Raw genomic sequence first — 14,804 nt, 5'->3', positions numbered from 1 at the left:
CGCCGCACCCGCTTCTCCGGCGACCGCGCCGAGCTGCTCACCGCCCGCGTCCGCCGCGCCCGCCTCATGCAGCTGCGGGGCCGCACCGACGAGGCCCTCTCGGAGCTCGCGCTCTGCGTCGAGGAGGCCCGCACGCACGAGTGGCACCTCGAGCACTCCTTCGCGCTCAAGCACCGCGGCCTCACCTTCTTCGAGCTGGGCGAGTACGGCCGGGCGATGCGCGACTTCGACGCCGCGACCGCCCTCGGCGAGCGCGTCGGGGTCCCCGAGGAGGAGCTCGAGGTCGCGCGCCTGGGCTACGCCGCCGCCTCCGAGTTCCAGGACGGGACCGACCGCGAGGCCCGCACCGACGGCACCGCCCGCGGCCGCCGCCGCGCCGACGGCGACGAGTCCTAGGCAGCGCCACCGGTGGCCGACCTCGAGGACGTGGCCCGCTGGGCCGACGCGCTGATCGAGGAGCACCTCGACCCCTCCTGGTCCTTCGCGCTCGACCACGCGCGCACCCGCGGCGGCGCCTGCCACTGGACGCGCCGCCGGATCACGGTCTCGCGCCACCTCGCAGCCCGCTGGAGCGACGAGGAGGTCCGGCAGACACTCCTGCACGAGGTCGCTCACGCGCTCGCGGGGCCCGACGCCGGGCACGGACCGCAGTGGCGGCGGATCGCGGCACGGCTCGGCTACACGGGATCGCGCACCCACAGCAACCCGACCGCGGACGAGCTCGCGCCGTGGGTCGGCACCTGCCCGGGCGGACACCTCTTCTACCGCCATCGCCGGCCCACCCGGCCCCTGGCCTGCGGCCGCTGCGCGCGCCGGTTCGAGCCCGCGAACGCGATCCAGTGGCGGCGCCGACCGGTCCCGGCGCCGTGACCCCGGACGAGGCCCCGCACGGCGGGCGCACGTCGGTCGCCGGGCAGTGGCTCCCCGAGGCCGACGGCCGGCGCTGGTGGTTCGACTCCGGAAGCCTCGCGCTCGACTTCGCCACGACCGGAGCACTGCCTCCGGGAGCGGCCGAGCACCTCGACTCCGACGCCGCCCTGGCCGCCTGGCTCGCCGAGCGCTTCGAGGCGGTCGGCCCCGAGAGCCGGGACGCGCGCCTGGACGACGCGCTGATGCTCCGGGGCGCGATCGCCCGGCTGGCCGTCGCGGCCGAGGCCGGCACCGCGCTCGACCCGCGCGACGTCGACGTGGTCAACCTGGTCGCGGCGATGCCCGACATCCCGCCGGTGCTGAGCGGCGGATCGCGGCAGGCCGGACGGCTCCACGCGGCGGGCAGGCAGGCGCTCGCGTCCATCGCCCGGGAGGCCGTGGGGCTGCTGGGTCCGGCCGCGACCGGACGGCTGCGGCGCTGCGCGGATCCGGAGTGCCGGATGCTCTACCTCGACACGTCCCGCGCCGGCTCGCGCCGCTGGTGCTCGATGCAGCGCTGCGGGAACCGGTCGAAGGTCCGGGCGTACCGGGCGCGCGCCGCCGCCCCGCGCGGCTGACGCACCGCCGCGGCACCGGGAGCGGCACCGCGGCGGGACGGGTCAGTCGGAGACGCGGACCGAGCGGTCGAAGGCGACGTAGCCCGAGAAGTCCTTGCCGACGCGGTCGAACGCCGTCGGGTAGGGGTGCGGGTACGACCAGGCCTTGTCCTTCTGCAGGCCGTCGCCGGTCTGCACCGAGAAGTACTGGCACTCGCCCTTCCACGGGCAGGTGTAGGGCGTGGGGCTCTCGACGAGCACGCCCTCGGCGATGCTCGACGGCGGGAAGTACCAGTTGCCCTCGATCGAGATCAGGTCGGAGTCGGGGGCGTCGGCGAGGACGACGTCGTTGAGGACGGCTTTCATGCGGGCCAGCTTTCGGTCGGGGCGGGGGGCGGAGGGACCGCCTCCGCCGAACGCTACGCCGGGGGCGGGCGAGTGGTCGAGGCGGCGGCTCGGATCCGCAGGGGCTTGTGCGCTCCGCGGACGCCCTGCACCGCTCGGAGGCCGCGCCCGCCGGAGCGGCGGGTCAGCGGAGGACCGACACCTCGTCGACGGCGTCGACCCGGGCGGCGGCGCGGACCTCGTCCGCCCGCCCCTCGGCGGCGAGCAGGCGGCCGGACTCGGACGCGGTGAGCAGATGCGCGCACGCCCGGCGCAGGCCCTCGTAGGACGCGCAGGCCACCGCGGCCTCGGGCGAAACGTGGTCGATGCCCAGCCCGATGAGCGCGTCGACGACGGCGCCGGCCGCCAGCTGGTCCTCCATCGCGAACCGCGCCGCTCCGCTGTCGTCGACGTCGCCGAGTGCGATCACGTTGACGCTGGTGCGCCCGCCGTTCTCGTGCTGGCGCTCCAGGATCCAGCGGGCGACGGCCGAGCGGTCGGCCAGGCCCGCGCGGACGACGCGGCCCTCCACTCCCCCGAGGTCGGGGCTCTCGCCTCCGGGCAGAGCGTCGACGAGCACCGTGACGTGGGCGGGGGCGAGCACGCGGAGGGCGCGGGCCCCCCACTCGAAGCGGATCTGGTAGGTCGACTGGTCGACGGAGGCGGCGGGAGCGGTCACCCTGACACGGTAGCGAGCACCGGAGGCGCATACACGTCCGGGGCTCCGCGCGCACCCGGTTCCCGCGCAGGGGAGGGCGGAGGAGGATGTCCCTCGTGAAGGTGATGCTCAAGCACGTGCTCGACACCGACGCCGACTCCGCCTGGCGCGCCCTGCAGAGTCCGGCCGTGTTCCGGGAGGTGATGTCCCCGCTCCTGACCGCCGCGTCGCTGGACGAGGGCGGCTTCCGCCCGACCTGGGGGCTCGGCTCCCACGAGGTCGCGATGGACGCCCTCGGGATCGTGCCGATGGGCGCGCAGGAGATCGACCTCTCCTACCGCCGCGTCCCCTCGATGCCCGACGTGCGGATCCTGCGCGACAGCGGCGGGCCCCTCACCGGCTCCCTCTGCCTGATCACCGCGTGGGACCACCGCATGGCCGTCGCCCCGCTCCCCGACGGGCGCACGCTCTTCCGCGACCGCCTCGAGTTCTCGGCGGGCCTCGCCTCGGCCGCGCTCTGGCCGTCGATGTGGGCGTTCTGGCAGTGGCGCGGCATCCGCATCCGCTCCCTCGCCCCGTCCTGGCGCCACGATCTCGGTGCCGACGCCCGCCCGCGCGGGGAGTCCGCCGCATGAGCCCCGACGGCGTCGCCGAGGAGGAGACCGAGCTGTCGCGCTCGGAGCTCCTGCGCCTCCAGTGGCCCTCCGCCGACGAGGAGGAGCAGGACGACGACGGCGTCTCGCCCCGCCGCCGCCTCACGACCGCGGTCGAGGTGTCGGACTGGCGCCGCCACGTCCAGGCCCTCTACGCGGAGGTGCGCCGGCTCTCGAACGTGGACCTGCTCGCCGCGCACGCGTCCTGGATCCGCGGGCGCAACGCGCTCTTCGCGCAGCACCCCTCCACCCCCCTCCTCCCGGCCGACCGTGCGCACTTCCGCTCGCTGCCGATCGCGCCCTACGACGCGGCCTGGCGCTTCGAGCTCGAGGTGGCCCCCGCCGAGGAGGCGCGGCGGATGGACGTGGAGACCGGCACCGACGGCACCGTCCCCTTCGAGCTGATCGGCACGGTCGAGGTGCCGGACGCCGGCAGCCTCGACGTCTGGCGCCTCGCGTCCTACGGCGGAGGCCTGTTCCTGCCGGTCAAGGACGCCCTCGCGGGGACACCCGGCGGCACCTACGGCGGTGGCCGCTACCTCCTGGACACCGTGAAGGGCGCCGACCTCGGTCCGGGCTCCGCCCCGGGGACGCTGGTCCTCGACTTCAACTTCGCCTACAACCCCTCCTGCGCCTACGACCCGGCCTGGGCCTGCCCGCTCGCCCAGGCGGGCAACCGGCTGCCGGTCGAGGTGCCGGTCGGCGAGCGCTACCGGGGCTGACACCGACCCTGGACGTTCTCGGAGGGGCGGCCGATAGCCTCCGGGCGGCGCCGTCGTGCGCCGGAAAGCAGGAAAGCCGCATGCCCCGTCCCGTCCTCCTCGTCACCGGAACCTCCACCGGCATCGGCCGCGCCACCGCGATCGAGGCCGCGCGCGCGGGCTGGCGGGTGGTCGCCACCGTGCGGGATCCGGAGCGGGCGGAGGGCCTGCGCGCCGCCGCCGCCGAGGCACGCGTCGAGCTCGACCTGCGGGCGCTCGACGTGACCGACGCGGACTCCGTCGCGGGCTGCCTCCGCGCCGTGGAGGAGGAGCTCGGCGGTCTCGACGCCCTCGTGAACAACGCCGGAGCCGGCCACCTCGGCACCCTCGAGCTGGAGGATCCGGAGGAGCTGCGCCGCGTGATGGAGGTCGACTTCTTCGGCACCGTCGCGGTCACCCGCGCCGCGATGCCGATGCTGCGCTCGTCCCGCGGCCGCATCGCCACCGTCTCGAGCGTCGGCGGCGCGATCGGGCAGCCGTTCAACGAGGACTACTGCGCGGCGAAGTTCGCGGTCGAGGGGTTCTTCGAGGCGCTCGCCCCGGTCGCCGCCTCCGTCGGCGTCCACGTGTCGCTGATCGAGCCGGGAGCGGTCCGCAGCAGCTTCGTCGAGAACGTCGGCATCGACGCGGCGGCGATGCTCGCGCAGGCCGGCCCCTACGCGCCGGCGCTCGGCGCCTACCTCGACCGCGCCGCGTCGTCCTTCTCCTCGACCCACGCGCAGGACCCGTCCGACATCGCCGCCGTCATCCTGAAGACCCTGCGCGACCCGGAACCGGCCTTCCGCGTGCAGACCTCGGACTGGGCGGGCGACTTCGTCGGGACCAAGCTGAGCGACCGCGACGGCTCCCGCGTGCAGGCCGCGATGCGCGGATGGATCGGCATCCACTAGAGTGGGATGGTGCGAGCGCAGCGACTGCGCTCCCCCGCGTCGTAGAACGCCCCTTGTCCCCTAGGACTCTGACCGTCGAGGATCCGTCCCGACCATCTGGCGCACGTGCATGAGGCCCCCGGCCGCGCGCACCGAATCGTACGGCGAACGGATGTGACCACCGTCACCTTCGCCCGAACGCCGATCACCCGCGCCCCCGGCCACCGCCTGCGCGTCTTCGATCGGCATGATGCCCCCGAAAGGCACCACTCCATGTCGAACACCCCCCTCTCCTTCAGCGCCCTCGGCGTGCCGGCCCCCCTCGTGGCCGCGCTCACCGCGAGCGGCATCACCGAGCCCTTCCCGATCCAGGTCGACACGCTGCCCGACACGCTCGGCGGACGCGACGTCCTCGGCCGCGGCAAGACCGGCTCCGGCAAGACCCTCGCCTTCTCCATCCCGATGATCGCCCGCCTCGGCGGCTCCCTCGCCGGCGGGCGCCGCCGCCCCGGACGCCCGCTCGGACTCGTCCTCGCGCCGACCCGCGAGCTCGCCACGCAGATCACCGCCGCGATGCAGCCCCTCGCCGACGCCTACGGCATCGTCACCACCACGATCTTCGGAGGCGTCTCGCAGCAGCGCCAGGTCGCCGCGCTCAAGCAGGGCGTCGACATCGTCGTGGCCTGCCCGGGCCGCCTCGAGGACCTGATGAAGCAGGGCTTCGTGAACCTCGACGCCGTCGAGATCACCGTGCTCGACGAGGCCGACCACATGGCCGACCTCGGCTTCCTGCCGGTCGTCACGCGCATCCTCGACAAGACCCCCCGTGGCGGGCAGCGCCTGCTGTTCTCCGCGACGCTCGACAACGGCGTGGACAAGCTGGTCAAGAAGTACCTCCAGAACGAGGTGCTCCACTCGGTCGACGAGGCCAACTCACCCGTCGCGCTGATGACCCACCACGTGTTCGAGGTCGACGGCCTCGACGCCAAGAACGCGCTCGTGAAGACCCTCGCGTCCGGCACCGGCCGCCGCATCCTCTTCATGCGCACCAAGCACCACGCGAAGAAGCTCGCCAAGCAGCTCACCGGCCAGGGCATCCCCGCGGTCGACCTGCACGGCAACCTCTCGCAGGTCGCCCGCGACCGGAACCTCGCCGCGTTCGGCGCCGGCACCGTCAAGGTCCTCGTCGCCACCGACGTCGCCGCCCGCGGCGTGCACGTCGACGACGTCGAGCTCGTCATCCACGTCGACCCGCCGATGGAGCACAAGGCGTACCTGCACCGCTCGGGCCGCACCGCCCGCGCCGGCAGCGAGGGAGACGTCGTCACCGTCGTCCTGCCCACGCAGCGCAGCGACGTGAAGACCCTCCTCCGCAAGGCCGCGATCCAGGTCGCGCCCCAGCAGGTGACGGCCGACTCGGCCGCCGTCGCGAAGCTCGTCGGCGACGTCGCTCCGTACGTCACCCCCAGCGCCGTCGTCGAGCCCGTCCGCGGCCAGTCGCAGGGCGGACGCTCGCAGGGCGCCAACGCGCAGCGCAAGCGCGCGGCCCGCACCGAGGGCACCGCCGCACCCCGCGGCGGACGCGCGACGGGTGCCGCGACCGGCGGAGGCGACCGCCCCCGCCGCGACCGCACCGCCGCCGAGGGACCCGCCCGCGGCGGCGCCCGCGGAGGCCGCAGCCGCTCGGCCGCCGGCGCCCCCTCGACCTCGGGCGGATCGCGCTCGTTCTACAGCACCGCGACCGGCGGAGCCGCCTCGGCCGCTCCCGCCCGCGAGTCCGCCGGCGGCGGCGCCCGCCGCGGCGGCCGCCGCGCGCAGGGCTGAACCGTTTTGTGCGCCGCGTAGCGGCGCACCGCGGTCGGCTTCAAGGACGGTCGCGGCGCGCAGAGCGTGTCGCGACCGGGGCTGAGCGTTCGGTGATCGCACCTCAGCGCTCGTCCTGATCAGAGCGCCGACATCACGAAGGGCCGGGGCCCGCGACTACTGGTCGCGGGCCCCGGCCCTTCGACGTTCACGCTTCACCTCTTCGAGCGGAGTCCCGCGCAGGGAGCTCCGGAAGTCCTCACCGCGTCCTGATCAGGCGATTCCCTGCTGCGCCGTCGTCGGGCAGGGGCGCCGCCTCTCCTCGCCCGGTCAGAGAGGTCCCGTGGACGCCGGATCCACGAGCCGAACGGCCGGGTCGCGTGCCGGCGGATCGGTCCAGGCGGACGCCCGACGCTCCAGCCGGCCCGCCATGCTTGCGAGCCGACCGCGGCGCGCCCCTATCGGCGCGCAGAAGGGAGCGCCGCGGCCGATCCGCGCCGCTAGGACAGGCGGCCGACGGAAGCGAGCGCGGCGCGGATCAGCGCGCCCCGCCCGCCCTCCATCTCGGCGGAGATCGCGTCGGAGCAGGCCTCGTCGGGGGTCATCCAGGTGAGCTCGAGGGCGTCCTGGCGGGGGTCACAGGTGCCGGTGACGGGAACGACGTAGGCGAGGGAGACCGCGTGCTGGCGGTCGTCGGTGAACGGTCCCATGCCGGGCATCGGGAAGTACTCGGCGACGTGGAAGGGGAGCGGGCTCGCGGGGAGGAGGGGGAAGGCCATCGGGCCGAGATCCTTCTCGAGGTGGCGGAACAGCGCGTCGCGCAGCGTCTCGCCGTACATCACGCGGCCCGAGACGATCGTGCGGGTGATCTGGCCGGAGGGGGTCGCGCGCAGGAGCACGCCGACCTCGGTGACCTGCCCGAGCCCGTCGACCCGGACGGGCACGGCCTCCACGTACAGCAGCGGGAGCCGCCGGCGGATCTCGGCGAGTTCGTCGTCGGACAGCCACCCGGAGTTCGGGTCAGGGGTGCGCACGCTCATGCAGCCATTCTCACCCTTCGCGGCTGGTGTTCCGACCGGCGGCGGCGATCCCGTACTCAGGGGGATGATGGTGCGATGGGAATCGACGCGAACGCGGTGCTGTGGTCCTCCTCCGAGCGCGACCGCGTCGGCAGGCCCCTCCTGGTGCTGCTGCACGGCTACGGCTCGCACGAGGGGGACCTGTTCTCGCTCGGCGCCTACCTGCCGCTGGAGCCGGTCCTCGCATCCCTCCGGGCGCCTCTCGCCCTGGGCGGCGGGGCGAACGCGTGGTGGCCCCTCCGGGTCCCGCTGGTACCGGACGAGCCGCGGGCCGATCCCGAGGCCGTCGAGGCGGCGGCGGCCGGTGTGATCGAGTGGCTCGACGGTCTGGAGCACCCGGGACCGGTGGGGCTGCTGGGCTTCTCCCAGGGCGCCGCGCTGGCGGTGCAGCTGCTGCGGCGCGCGCCGGGCCGCTTCGCCTTCGCGGTCGCCCTGTCCGGGTTCGTGGTCCCGCTCGCCGAGGGCGACGACGCGGACGAGCGGCTCGCCCGCGAGCGTCCGCCGGTGTTCTGGGGCCGCGGGACGCTCGACACGGTGATCCCGGAGGAGCTCGTGCGGGACGCGGCGGCCTGGTTCCCGGAGCACACGGCGCTCGACGCCCGGGTCTACGAGGGCGTCGCCCACGGAGTCGGGCAGGCCGAGCTCGCCGACATCGGCACGTTCGTGCGTCTCGGCTTCGCCTGACGGGCGGACTCCCCCGCGTCAAGGGCTCGCCCCCGGGCCGCGGCCCCGGCAATGTCGGAGGTGGCAGGGAGGATGGGTGCATGCCGGACGTCCTCGAGCGCTTCTCCCCCGCCACGCGCGCGTGGTTCGAGGGCGCGTTCCCGGCGCCGACCGCCGCCCAGGAGGGCGCCTGGTCGGCCATCTCGAGTGGAGCGCATGCCCTCGTGGTCGCTCCCACCGGCTCCGGCAAGACGCTCTCGGCCTTCCTCTGGGCGATCGACCGGCTCGTGCAGGGCCCGCCGCCGGAGGATCCGCAGCACCGCACGCGCGTGCTCTACGTCTCGCCGCTGAAGGCTCTCGGCGTCGACGTCGAGCGCAACCTCCGCTCGCCGCTCGTCGGCGTCACCCAGACGGCGCTGCGGCTGAGCGCCGAGGGCATCGGCAGCGCGCCGGCCACGGTCACCGTCGGGGTGCGGTCGGGAGACACGCCCGCCGCCGAGCGGCGCGTGCTGCAGAAGACGCCGCCGGACATCCTGATCACGACCCCCGAGTCGCTCTACCTCATGCTCACCTCGGCGGCGCGCGAGTCGCTCCGCGGCGTCGAGACGGTCATCGTCGACGAGGTCCACGCGGTCGCGTCGACCAAGCGCGGGGCGCACCTCGCCGTCTCCCTCGAGCGGCTCGACGCCCTGCTCCCGAAGCCGGTGCAGCGCATCGGCCTCTCGGCGACGGTGCGCCCGCGCGAGGAGGTGGCCCGGTTCCTCGCCGGCCGCTCCCCGGTCGCGATCGTGGCTCCGGCGTCCGAGAAGCAGTGGGACCTCAGCGTCGTCGTCCCGGTCGAGGACATGTCCGAGCTGGGGACGGCGGCTCCGCAGGACGGATCGACGATGGGGGCCACCGGTCCGCAGAGCGGGTCGATCTGGCCGCACGTCGAGGAGTCGATCGTCGACCGGGTCCTCGCGCACACCTCCTCCATCGTCTTCGCGAACTCCCGCCGTCTCGCCGAGCGGCTGACCGCCCGGCTCAACGAGATCTACGCCGAGCGCCGCGAGCTCGCCGGGGAGCGGGCGCGCGAGGCGGGCGAGCCCGTCGCCGTCGGGGCACTGCTCGCCGAGGCGGCCTCCTCCTCCGTCCGCCGCTCCCCGGCCGAGGCGATGGGAGCGGCCGGGGGCACGAGCGGCAGCGGGCAGTCCGCGCCCGACGAGGAGCCGCTGCTCGCCCGCGCCCACCACGGCTCGGTGAGCAAGGAGCAGCGCGCGATCATCGAGGACGACCTGAAGTCCGGCCGCCTGCGCTGCGTGGTCGCGACCTCGAGCCTCGAGCTGGGGATCGACATGGGCGCGGTCGACCTCGTCGTCCAGGTCGAGACGCCGCCCTCGGTCGCGAGCGCCCTGCAGCGCGTGGGTCGAGCCGGCCACCAGGTCGGCGAGGTCTCGCGCGGGTCCTTCTACCCCAAGCACCGGGCCGACCTTCTCCACTCCGCCGTGACGACGGAGCGGATGCGCTCGGGCCTGATCGAGGCGATCGCCGTCCCCGCGAACCCGCTCGACATCCTCGCGCAGCAGACCGTCGCCGCGACCGCCCTCGAGAGCCTCGACGTGGACGACTGGTTCGACACCGTCCGCCGCAGCGCCCCCTTCGTGTCCCTGCCCCGCTCCGCCTACGAGGCGACCCTCGACCTCCTCTCGGGCCGCTACCCCTCCGACCAGTTCGCGGAGCTGCGGCCGCGCCTCGTCTGGGACCGCGACGCGAACACGCTCACCGGCCGGCCCGGCGCCCAGCGCCTCGCCGTCACCAGCGGCGGCACCATCCCCGACCGCGGGCTCTTCGGCGTGTTCATGGTCGGCGAGCCGGGCTCGACCGGCAACCGCGTCGGAGAGCTCGACGAGGAGATGGTCTACGAGTCCCGCGTCGGCGACGTCTTCGCGCTCGGAGCCACCAGCTGGCGCATCCAGGAGATCACCTACGACCGCGTGATCGTGACGCCGGCGTTCGGCGAGCCCGGGCGCCTCCCGTTCTGGAAGGGCGACTCGCAGGGGCGCCCCGCCGAGCTCGGCGAGGCGATCGGGGCGTTCACCCGCGAGGTGGGCGCCGCCGCCCCCGAGACGGCCCGCGAGCGCTGCACGGCGGCCGGGCTCGACGAGTACGCGACCAACAACCTTCTCTCCTTCCTCGACGAGCAGCGCCTGGCCACCGGGCAGATCCCGGACGACCGCACCCTCGTGCTCGAGCGCTTCCGCGACGAGCTGGGCGACTGGCGGCTGGTGCTGCACTCCCCGTACGGGATGCAGGTGCACTCGCCGTGGGCGCTCGCCATCGGCGCCCGCGTCCGCGAGCGGCACGGCGTCGACGGAGCGGCCATGGCCGGGGACGACGGCATCGTCGTGCGGATCCCCGACACGGAGTCGGAGCCGCCGGGCTCCGAGCTGTTCCTGTTCGAGCGCGAGGAGCTGGAGCAGCTGGTCACGAGCGAGGTCGGCGGCTCCGCCCTCTTCGCCGCCCGGTTCCGCGAGTGCGCGGCGCGGGCGCTCCTGCTCCCGAGGTACAACCCGGGCAAGCGCTCCCCGCTCTGGCAGCAGCGGCAGCGGGCGGCGCAGCTGCTCGACGTCGCCCGCACCTACCCGACCTTCCCGATCATCCTCGAGACCGTCCGCGAGTGCCTCCAGGACGTCTACGACCTGCCCGCGCTGCTCCGGCTCGCCGCGCGGCTGGACGGGCGCGAGCTGCGGATCCTCGAGGTCGAGACGCCGACCGCCAGTCCGTTCGCGCGGTCCATGCTCTTCGGCTACGTCGCGGCCTTCATGTACGAGGGCGACAGCCCGCTCGCCGAGCGCCGTGCCGCGGCGCTCTCGGTCGACGCGACGCTCCTCGGCGAGCTGCTCGGCCGGGCGGAGCTGCGCGAGCTGCTCGACCCGGCCGTCCTCGCGCAGATCGAGCGCGAGCTGCAGCGCGTCGAGCCCGAGCGCCGCCTCCGCGGGCTCGAGGGCGCCGCCGACCTGCTCCGGCTGCTCGGCCCGCTGACGCTCGACGAGCTCGGGGAGCGCCTGGTCGACGAATCGGTCGCCTCGGCGGACGTCGCGAAGGCGCCCGCGATCGAGCGCGCGGTGCTCGAGGCCGACGTGGCCGCGCTCGTGAAGGCCAAGCGCGTCCTGCCCGTGGGCCTCGGCGGTGAGCAGCGGTACGCCGCGATGGAGGACGCCTCCCGGCTCCGCGACGCTCTCGGCGTGCCCCTGCCGATCGGCGTCCCCGTCGCCTTCATCGACCCGGTCCGCGATCCGCTCGGCGACCTCGTCGCCCGCTACGCGCGCACCCACGGCCCCTTCACCGCCGCCGCCGTCGCCACCCGCCTGGGCCTCGGAGTCGCGGTCGTCACCGACACCCTGCGCCGCCTCGCGGGCGAGCGCCGCGTCTCGGAGGGCGAGTTCCGCCCCACCGGCACCGGGACCGAGTGGTGCGATGCCGAGGTGCTGCGCCGCCTGCGCAGCCGCTCTCTCGCCGCGCTCCGCAAGGAGGTGGAGCCGGTGGACGCGGCCGCGTACGCCCGCTTCCTCCCCGCCTGGCAGCACGTCGGCGGCTCGCTCCGCGGCATCGACGGCGTGGCCTCCGTGATCGACCAGCTGGCCGGCGCGCCCATCCCCGCGTCCGCCTGGGAGTCGCTGATCCTGCCCGCCCGGGTGCGCGACTACTCCCCCGCGATGCTCGACGAGCTCACCGCGACCGGCGAGGTCCTCTGGGCCGGCGCGGGCACCCTGCCCGGCAACGACGGCTGGGTGAGCCTCCATCTCGCCGACACGGCAGGGCTGACCCTCCCCGTCCCCGCCGCCGACTCCGTGACCCTGACCGAGCTCCAGCAGGAGATCGTCGGCGTGCTCGGCTCGGGCGGCGGCTACTTCTTCCGCCAGCTCTCCGACGCGGTCGGCTCCACCGACGACGCGGGCCTCGTCGAGGCCCTGTGGGAGCTGGTCTGGGCCGGGCTCGTCACGAACGACACCCTGGCGCCGCTGCGCACCCTCGTCGGCTCGACCGGCGGCGCGCACCGCCAGCCGCGCGCCCCCGCCCGCGCCCGCGCGCCCCGGGGCCGGATGACCGCCCGCCCCACGATGGCCACCCGCGTGGGGCCGCCGACCGCCGGCGGCCGCTGGTCGATCGTGCCGCTCGCGGAGTCGGACGCGACGATCCGCGGGCACGCGCTCGGCGAGACGCTGCTCGAGCGGTACGGGATCGTCACCCGCGGCTCCGTGCAGGCCGAGGGCGTCCTGGGCGGCTTCGCCCTCGCCTACAAGGTGCTGAGCGGCTTCGAGCAGCAGGGCCGCGCCCGGAGGGGCTACTTCATCGAGAAGCTGGGAGCAGCGCAGTTCGGCACAGCCGGCAGCGTCGACCGGCTCCGCACGTTCGCCCCGCAGGACGAGGCGCAGGAGCGCTCACGACCGGTGCTCGCGCTGGCGGCGACCGACCCCGCCAATCCGTTCGGCGCCGCTCTGCCGTGGCCGCAGGGCGAGGGGCACCGCCCCGGTCGGAAGGCCGGCGCGCTGGTCGCCGTCGTCGACGGAGCGCTCGCGGTCTACCTCGAGCGCGGCGGCAAGACCGCCCTCACCTTCACCGCCGACGAGGCGGCCCTCGCCGACGCGGCCGGCGCCCTCTCGCAGCTGGTCCGCTCCCGCGGGGTCGAGAAGCTGACCGTCGAGAAGATCGACGGGGTCTTCGCGCTCGGCACGCCCTTCGGCGACGCCCTCGTCGCCGCCGGCTTCGTCGCGAATCCGCGCGGCCTGAGGATGCGCTCGTGAGCGCCGGAGGGAGCCCGCGTGCCCGAGGGTGACACCGTCTACCGATCCGCCCACAACCTCGCCGAGGCGCTGGACGGCGAGGTCCTGACCCGGTGCGACGTCCGCGTGCCGAAGTACGCGACGGTCGACCTCACCGGCGAGACGATCGACGAGGTCGTCCCCCGCGGCAAGCACCTGCTGATGCGGGTCGGCGACGCGCTGATCCACTCCCACCTCAAGATGGAGGGGAGCTGGCACCTCTACGCCCGCGGCGAGGGCGAGCGGCCGAAGTGGCACCGGCCGGCGTTCCAGGCCCGGATCGTCCTCGAGACCGAGGACTGGCAGGCGGTCGGCTTCGAGCTCGGGCTCCTCGAGATCGTCCCGCGCTCGGCCGAGGAGGACGTGGTCGGCTACCTCGGCCCCGATCTGCTCGGCGCCGACTGGGACGCGGACGAGGCGCTGCGACGCCTGTCCGCCGATCCGGAGCGGCCGATCGGGCTCGCGCTGCTCGACCAGCGGATCATGGCCGGACTCGGCAACGTCTACCGCGCCGAGCTGTGCTTCCTGCGCGGCGTGCTGCCCACGCGCCCGGTCGGCGGGAGCGGCGACCTCGTGCGCACCATCGCGCTCGCGAAGCGGCTCATCACCGTGAACCGCGAGCGGATCGAGCGCACGACGACCGGCAACCTGCGCCCGGGCCAGCAGCTCTGGGTCTACGGCCGCGACCGCAAGCCGTGCCGGCGCTGCGGCACTCCGATCGAGCGCGGTGAGCTCGGCGACGACGAGCTGCAGCTGCGGGTCACCTACTGGTGCCCGCACTGCCAGAGCTGAGGGGCTACTCCTCGACCGCGGAGCGGCGCCCGGGGACGTGCTTCTCGTGCACGCCGACGTCCGTCAGGCGCTCGATGCGGTCGACGTGGCGGCCGGGCTCGCCGCCGTCCGCGACGATCCAGCTGCCGACGAGGAGGAACCCGTCGCGGCCGCCGGCCGTCAGCGGGCCCGTGATCGTGAACGACCCGAGCGCCGGAGTCGAGAACGCCACGCGCACCGGATCCCCGTGCTCGAGTCCCTCGGCCGAGCGCTCCCCGCCGACCTCGTCAGCGTCCGGAGCCAGGGCGATGCTCTGGATCTCGGTCCCCGTGCCGAGGAAGACGTCCGCGACGACGAGCTCGCCGCCGACGGCCTGCCGGACGACCCCCTCGATCCCGTAGAGGCCGTAGCGCGGGGAGCGGACGAGGACGCGCACCGAGTCGCCGATCGCGACCTCGGCGAGAGCACCCCGGATCGAGGCGACGTCCCTCCGCGCGGGAGGGGCGGACAGGGCGTCGAGGATCGGGCTGGGCATCCGATCAGGGTAGCCGCTCCGGGAGCGCACCCGCCCGGCGGATCGGCGGCGGATCCCGGCCGGCCGGGGCGTCGGGTCGCCTGGGCCGCCGACGCCGCGCGCGAGCGACGGAGCGCCGGCCGGAGGGCTCCGGCACCGCGAGACCCCGGCACTGCGGCGACACCGGCACCGCCGGGAGACGCCGGTACTGCGGCAGGCACAGGCACCGCCGGGAACGACGAAGGCCCCGCCTGAGCGGGGCCTTCGGACGATGCGGAGTCGGTGGGATTTGAACCCACGGAACCCAATAAAGGGTTCTCCACCTTAGCAGGGTGGTGCACTCGACCGGACTATGCGACGACTCCTGAGCGCCCGCTGGCG

Annotated in this window: 14 protein-coding genes and 1 tRNA gene; 10 read left to right on the top strand and 5 right to left on the bottom strand. The window is 74.9% G+C overall.

What is annotated here, in order from left to right; genetic code table 11:
• Positions 1–66 precede the first annotated feature (66 nt).
• Genes C5D50_RS16570 through C5D50_RS07820 form a run of 3 tightly spaced genes read left to right on the top strand, consistent with a single transcriptional unit; the run spans position 67 to position 1,487 of the window.
• Complete coding sequence (locus tag C5D50_RS16570) at positions 67–396, top strand: hypothetical protein (protein WP_181027192.1); 330 nt, start codon at positions 67–69, stop codon at positions 394–396.
• Between the two features lie 12 nt (positions 397–408).
• Positions 409–870 (top strand): SprT-like domain-containing protein, encoded by a 462-nt coding sequence (locus tag C5D50_RS07825; protein ID WP_104250885.1) that lies wholly within the window; start codon positions 409–411, stop codon positions 868–870.
• Positions 867–1,487 (top strand): CGNR zinc finger domain-containing protein, encoded by a 621-nt coding sequence (locus C5D50_RS07820; protein ID WP_104283231.1) that lies wholly within the window; start codon positions 867–869, stop codon positions 1,485–1,487. The genes C5D50_RS07825 and C5D50_RS07820 overlap by 4 nt, the downstream gene beginning before the upstream one ends.
• Positions 1,488–1,529: 42 nt before the next feature.
• Here the strand turns inward: C5D50_RS07820 and C5D50_RS07815 are convergent, their stop codons facing one another.
• Positions 1,530–1,832: a DUF427 domain-containing protein gene (locus C5D50_RS07815; RefSeq protein ID WP_104224584.1), complete on the bottom strand. Its 303-nt coding sequence runs from the start codon at positions 1,830–1,832 to the stop codon at positions 1,530–1,532.
• Between the two features lie 163 nt (positions 1,833–1,995).
• The gene (locus tag C5D50_RS07810; RefSeq protein ID WP_104226768.1) at positions 1,996–2,529 is read right to left on the bottom strand and encodes a 2-phosphosulfolactate phosphatase; all 534 of its coding nucleotides are present in this window, start codon (positions 2,527–2,529) and stop codon (positions 1,996–1,998) included.
• A gap of 86 nt (positions 2,530–2,615) precedes the next feature.
• Here C5D50_RS07810 and C5D50_RS07805 point away from each other — a divergent pair, with 86 nt between their 5' ends.
• The 4 genes from C5D50_RS07805 (at position 2,616) to C5D50_RS07785 (ending at position 6,615) form a co-directional block, all read left to right on the top strand.
• The gene (locus C5D50_RS07805; protein ID WP_258069584.1) at positions 2,616–3,143 is read left to right on the top strand and encodes a hypothetical protein; all 528 of its coding nucleotides are present in this window, start codon (positions 2,616–2,618) and stop codon (positions 3,141–3,143) included.
• Entirely contained in the window at positions 3,140–3,883 is a 744-nt protein-coding gene (locus C5D50_RS07800) for a DUF1684 domain-containing protein (RefSeq protein ID WP_104260906.1), read from the top strand. The genes C5D50_RS07805 and C5D50_RS07800 overlap by 4 nt, the downstream gene beginning before the upstream one ends.
• An 80-nt stretch (positions 3,884–3,963) precedes the next feature.
• On the top strand, positions 3,964–4,812 hold the full coding sequence (locus C5D50_RS07795) for an SDR family NAD(P)-dependent oxidoreductase (protein WP_104283218.1): 849 nt from the start codon (positions 3,964–3,966) through the stop codon (positions 4,810–4,812).
• 252 nt (positions 4,813–5,064) lie between these two features.
• Positions 5,065–6,615, top strand: coding sequence for a DEAD/DEAH box helicase (locus tag C5D50_RS07785; protein ID WP_104283217.1), 1,551 nt, complete (start codon positions 5,065–5,067; stop codon positions 6,613–6,615).
• A 479-nt stretch (positions 6,616–7,094) separates the two neighbouring features.
• On the opposite strand, the gene C5D50_RS07780 is transcribed toward C5D50_RS07785, so the two are convergent.
• The gene (locus tag C5D50_RS07780) at positions 7,095–7,634 is read right to left on the bottom strand and encodes an NUDIX hydrolase family protein (protein WP_104225113.1); all 540 of its coding nucleotides are present in this window, start codon (positions 7,632–7,634) and stop codon (positions 7,095–7,097) included.
• A gap of 75 nt (positions 7,635–7,709) precedes the next feature.
• On the opposite strand from C5D50_RS07780, the gene C5D50_RS07775 reads away from it, so the two are divergent.
• The 3 genes from C5D50_RS07775 (at position 7,710) to C5D50_RS07765 (ending at position 13,930) form a co-directional block, all read left to right on the top strand.
• Positions 7,710–8,357, top strand: coding sequence for an alpha/beta hydrolase (locus tag C5D50_RS07775; protein WP_104260904.1), 648 nt, complete (start codon positions 7,710–7,712; stop codon positions 8,355–8,357).
• An 80-nt stretch (positions 8,358–8,437) separates the two neighbouring features.
• Positions 8,438–13,120 carry an ATP-dependent helicase gene (locus C5D50_RS07770; protein WP_104288983.1) on the top strand — a complete coding sequence of 1,561 codons (4,683 nt, stop codon included), beginning with the start codon at positions 8,438–8,440 and terminating at the stop codon, positions 13,118–13,120.
• 18 nt (positions 13,121–13,138) lie between these two features.
• Positions 13,139–13,930, top strand: a complete 792-nt coding sequence (locus C5D50_RS07765; protein WP_104226773.1) for a DNA-formamidopyrimidine glycosylase family protein — start codon at positions 13,139–13,141, stop codon at positions 13,928–13,930.
• A gap of 4 nt (positions 13,931–13,934) precedes the next feature.
• On the opposite strand, the gene C5D50_RS07760 is transcribed toward C5D50_RS07765, so the two are convergent.
• Together C5D50_RS07760 and C5D50_RS07755 are read right to left on the bottom strand one after the other, a co-directional pair.
• Positions 13,935–14,444, bottom strand: coding sequence for a hypothetical protein (locus tag C5D50_RS07760; RefSeq protein WP_104233937.1), 510 nt, complete (start codon positions 14,442–14,444; stop codon positions 13,935–13,937).
• Positions 14,445–14,697: 253 nt separating this feature from the next.
• Positions 14,698–14,788: transfer RNA gene (locus C5D50_RS07755), tRNA-Ser, on the bottom strand.
• Between the last annotated feature and the right edge of the window lie 16 nt (positions 14,789–14,804).

It is taken from the genome of Rathayibacter sp. RFBD1 (assembly GCF_002932915.1).
Taxonomy (GTDB): Bacteria; Actinomycetota; Actinomycetes; order Actinomycetales; family Microbacteriaceae; genus Rathayibacter.
This window is presented reverse-complemented; position numbering and strand designations above follow the sequence as displayed.

Coding starts and splice junctions, on each gene's coding strand:
- C5D50_RS07800 (WP_104260906.1), top strand. CDS start 3,140: ATGAGCCCCGACGGCGTCGCCGAGGAGGAGACCGAGCTGTCGCGCTCG.
- C5D50_RS07760 (WP_104233937.1), bottom strand. CDS start 14,444: ATGCCCAGCCCGATCCTCGACGCCCTGTCCGCCCCTCCCGCGCGGAGG.
- C5D50_RS16570 (WP_181027192.1), top strand. CDS start 67: ATGCAGCTGCGGGGCCGCACCGACGAGGCCCTCTCGGAGCTCGCGCTC.
- C5D50_RS07795 (WP_104283218.1), top strand. CDS start 3,964: ATGCCCCGTCCCGTCCTCCTCGTCACCGGAACCTCCACCGGCATCGGC.
- C5D50_RS07805 (WP_258069584.1), top strand. CDS start 2,616: ATGTCCCTCGTGAAGGTGATGCTCAAGCACGTGCTCGACACCGACGCC.
- C5D50_RS07770 (WP_104288983.1), top strand. CDS start 8,438: ATGCCGGACGTCCTCGAGCGCTTCTCCCCCGCCACGCGCGCGTGGTTC.
- C5D50_RS07815 (WP_104224584.1), bottom strand. CDS start 1,832: ATGAAAGCCGTCCTCAACGACGTCGTCCTCGCCGACGCCCCCGACTCC.
- C5D50_RS07785 (WP_104283217.1), top strand. CDS start 5,065: ATGTCGAACACCCCCCTCTCCTTCAGCGCCCTCGGCGTGCCGGCCCCC.
- C5D50_RS07775 (WP_104260904.1), top strand. CDS start 7,710: ATGGGAATCGACGCGAACGCGGTGCTGTGGTCCTCCTCCGAGCGCGAC.
- C5D50_RS07780 (WP_104225113.1), bottom strand. CDS start 7,634: ATGAGCGTGCGCACCCCTGACCCGAACTCCGGGTGGCTGTCCGACGAC.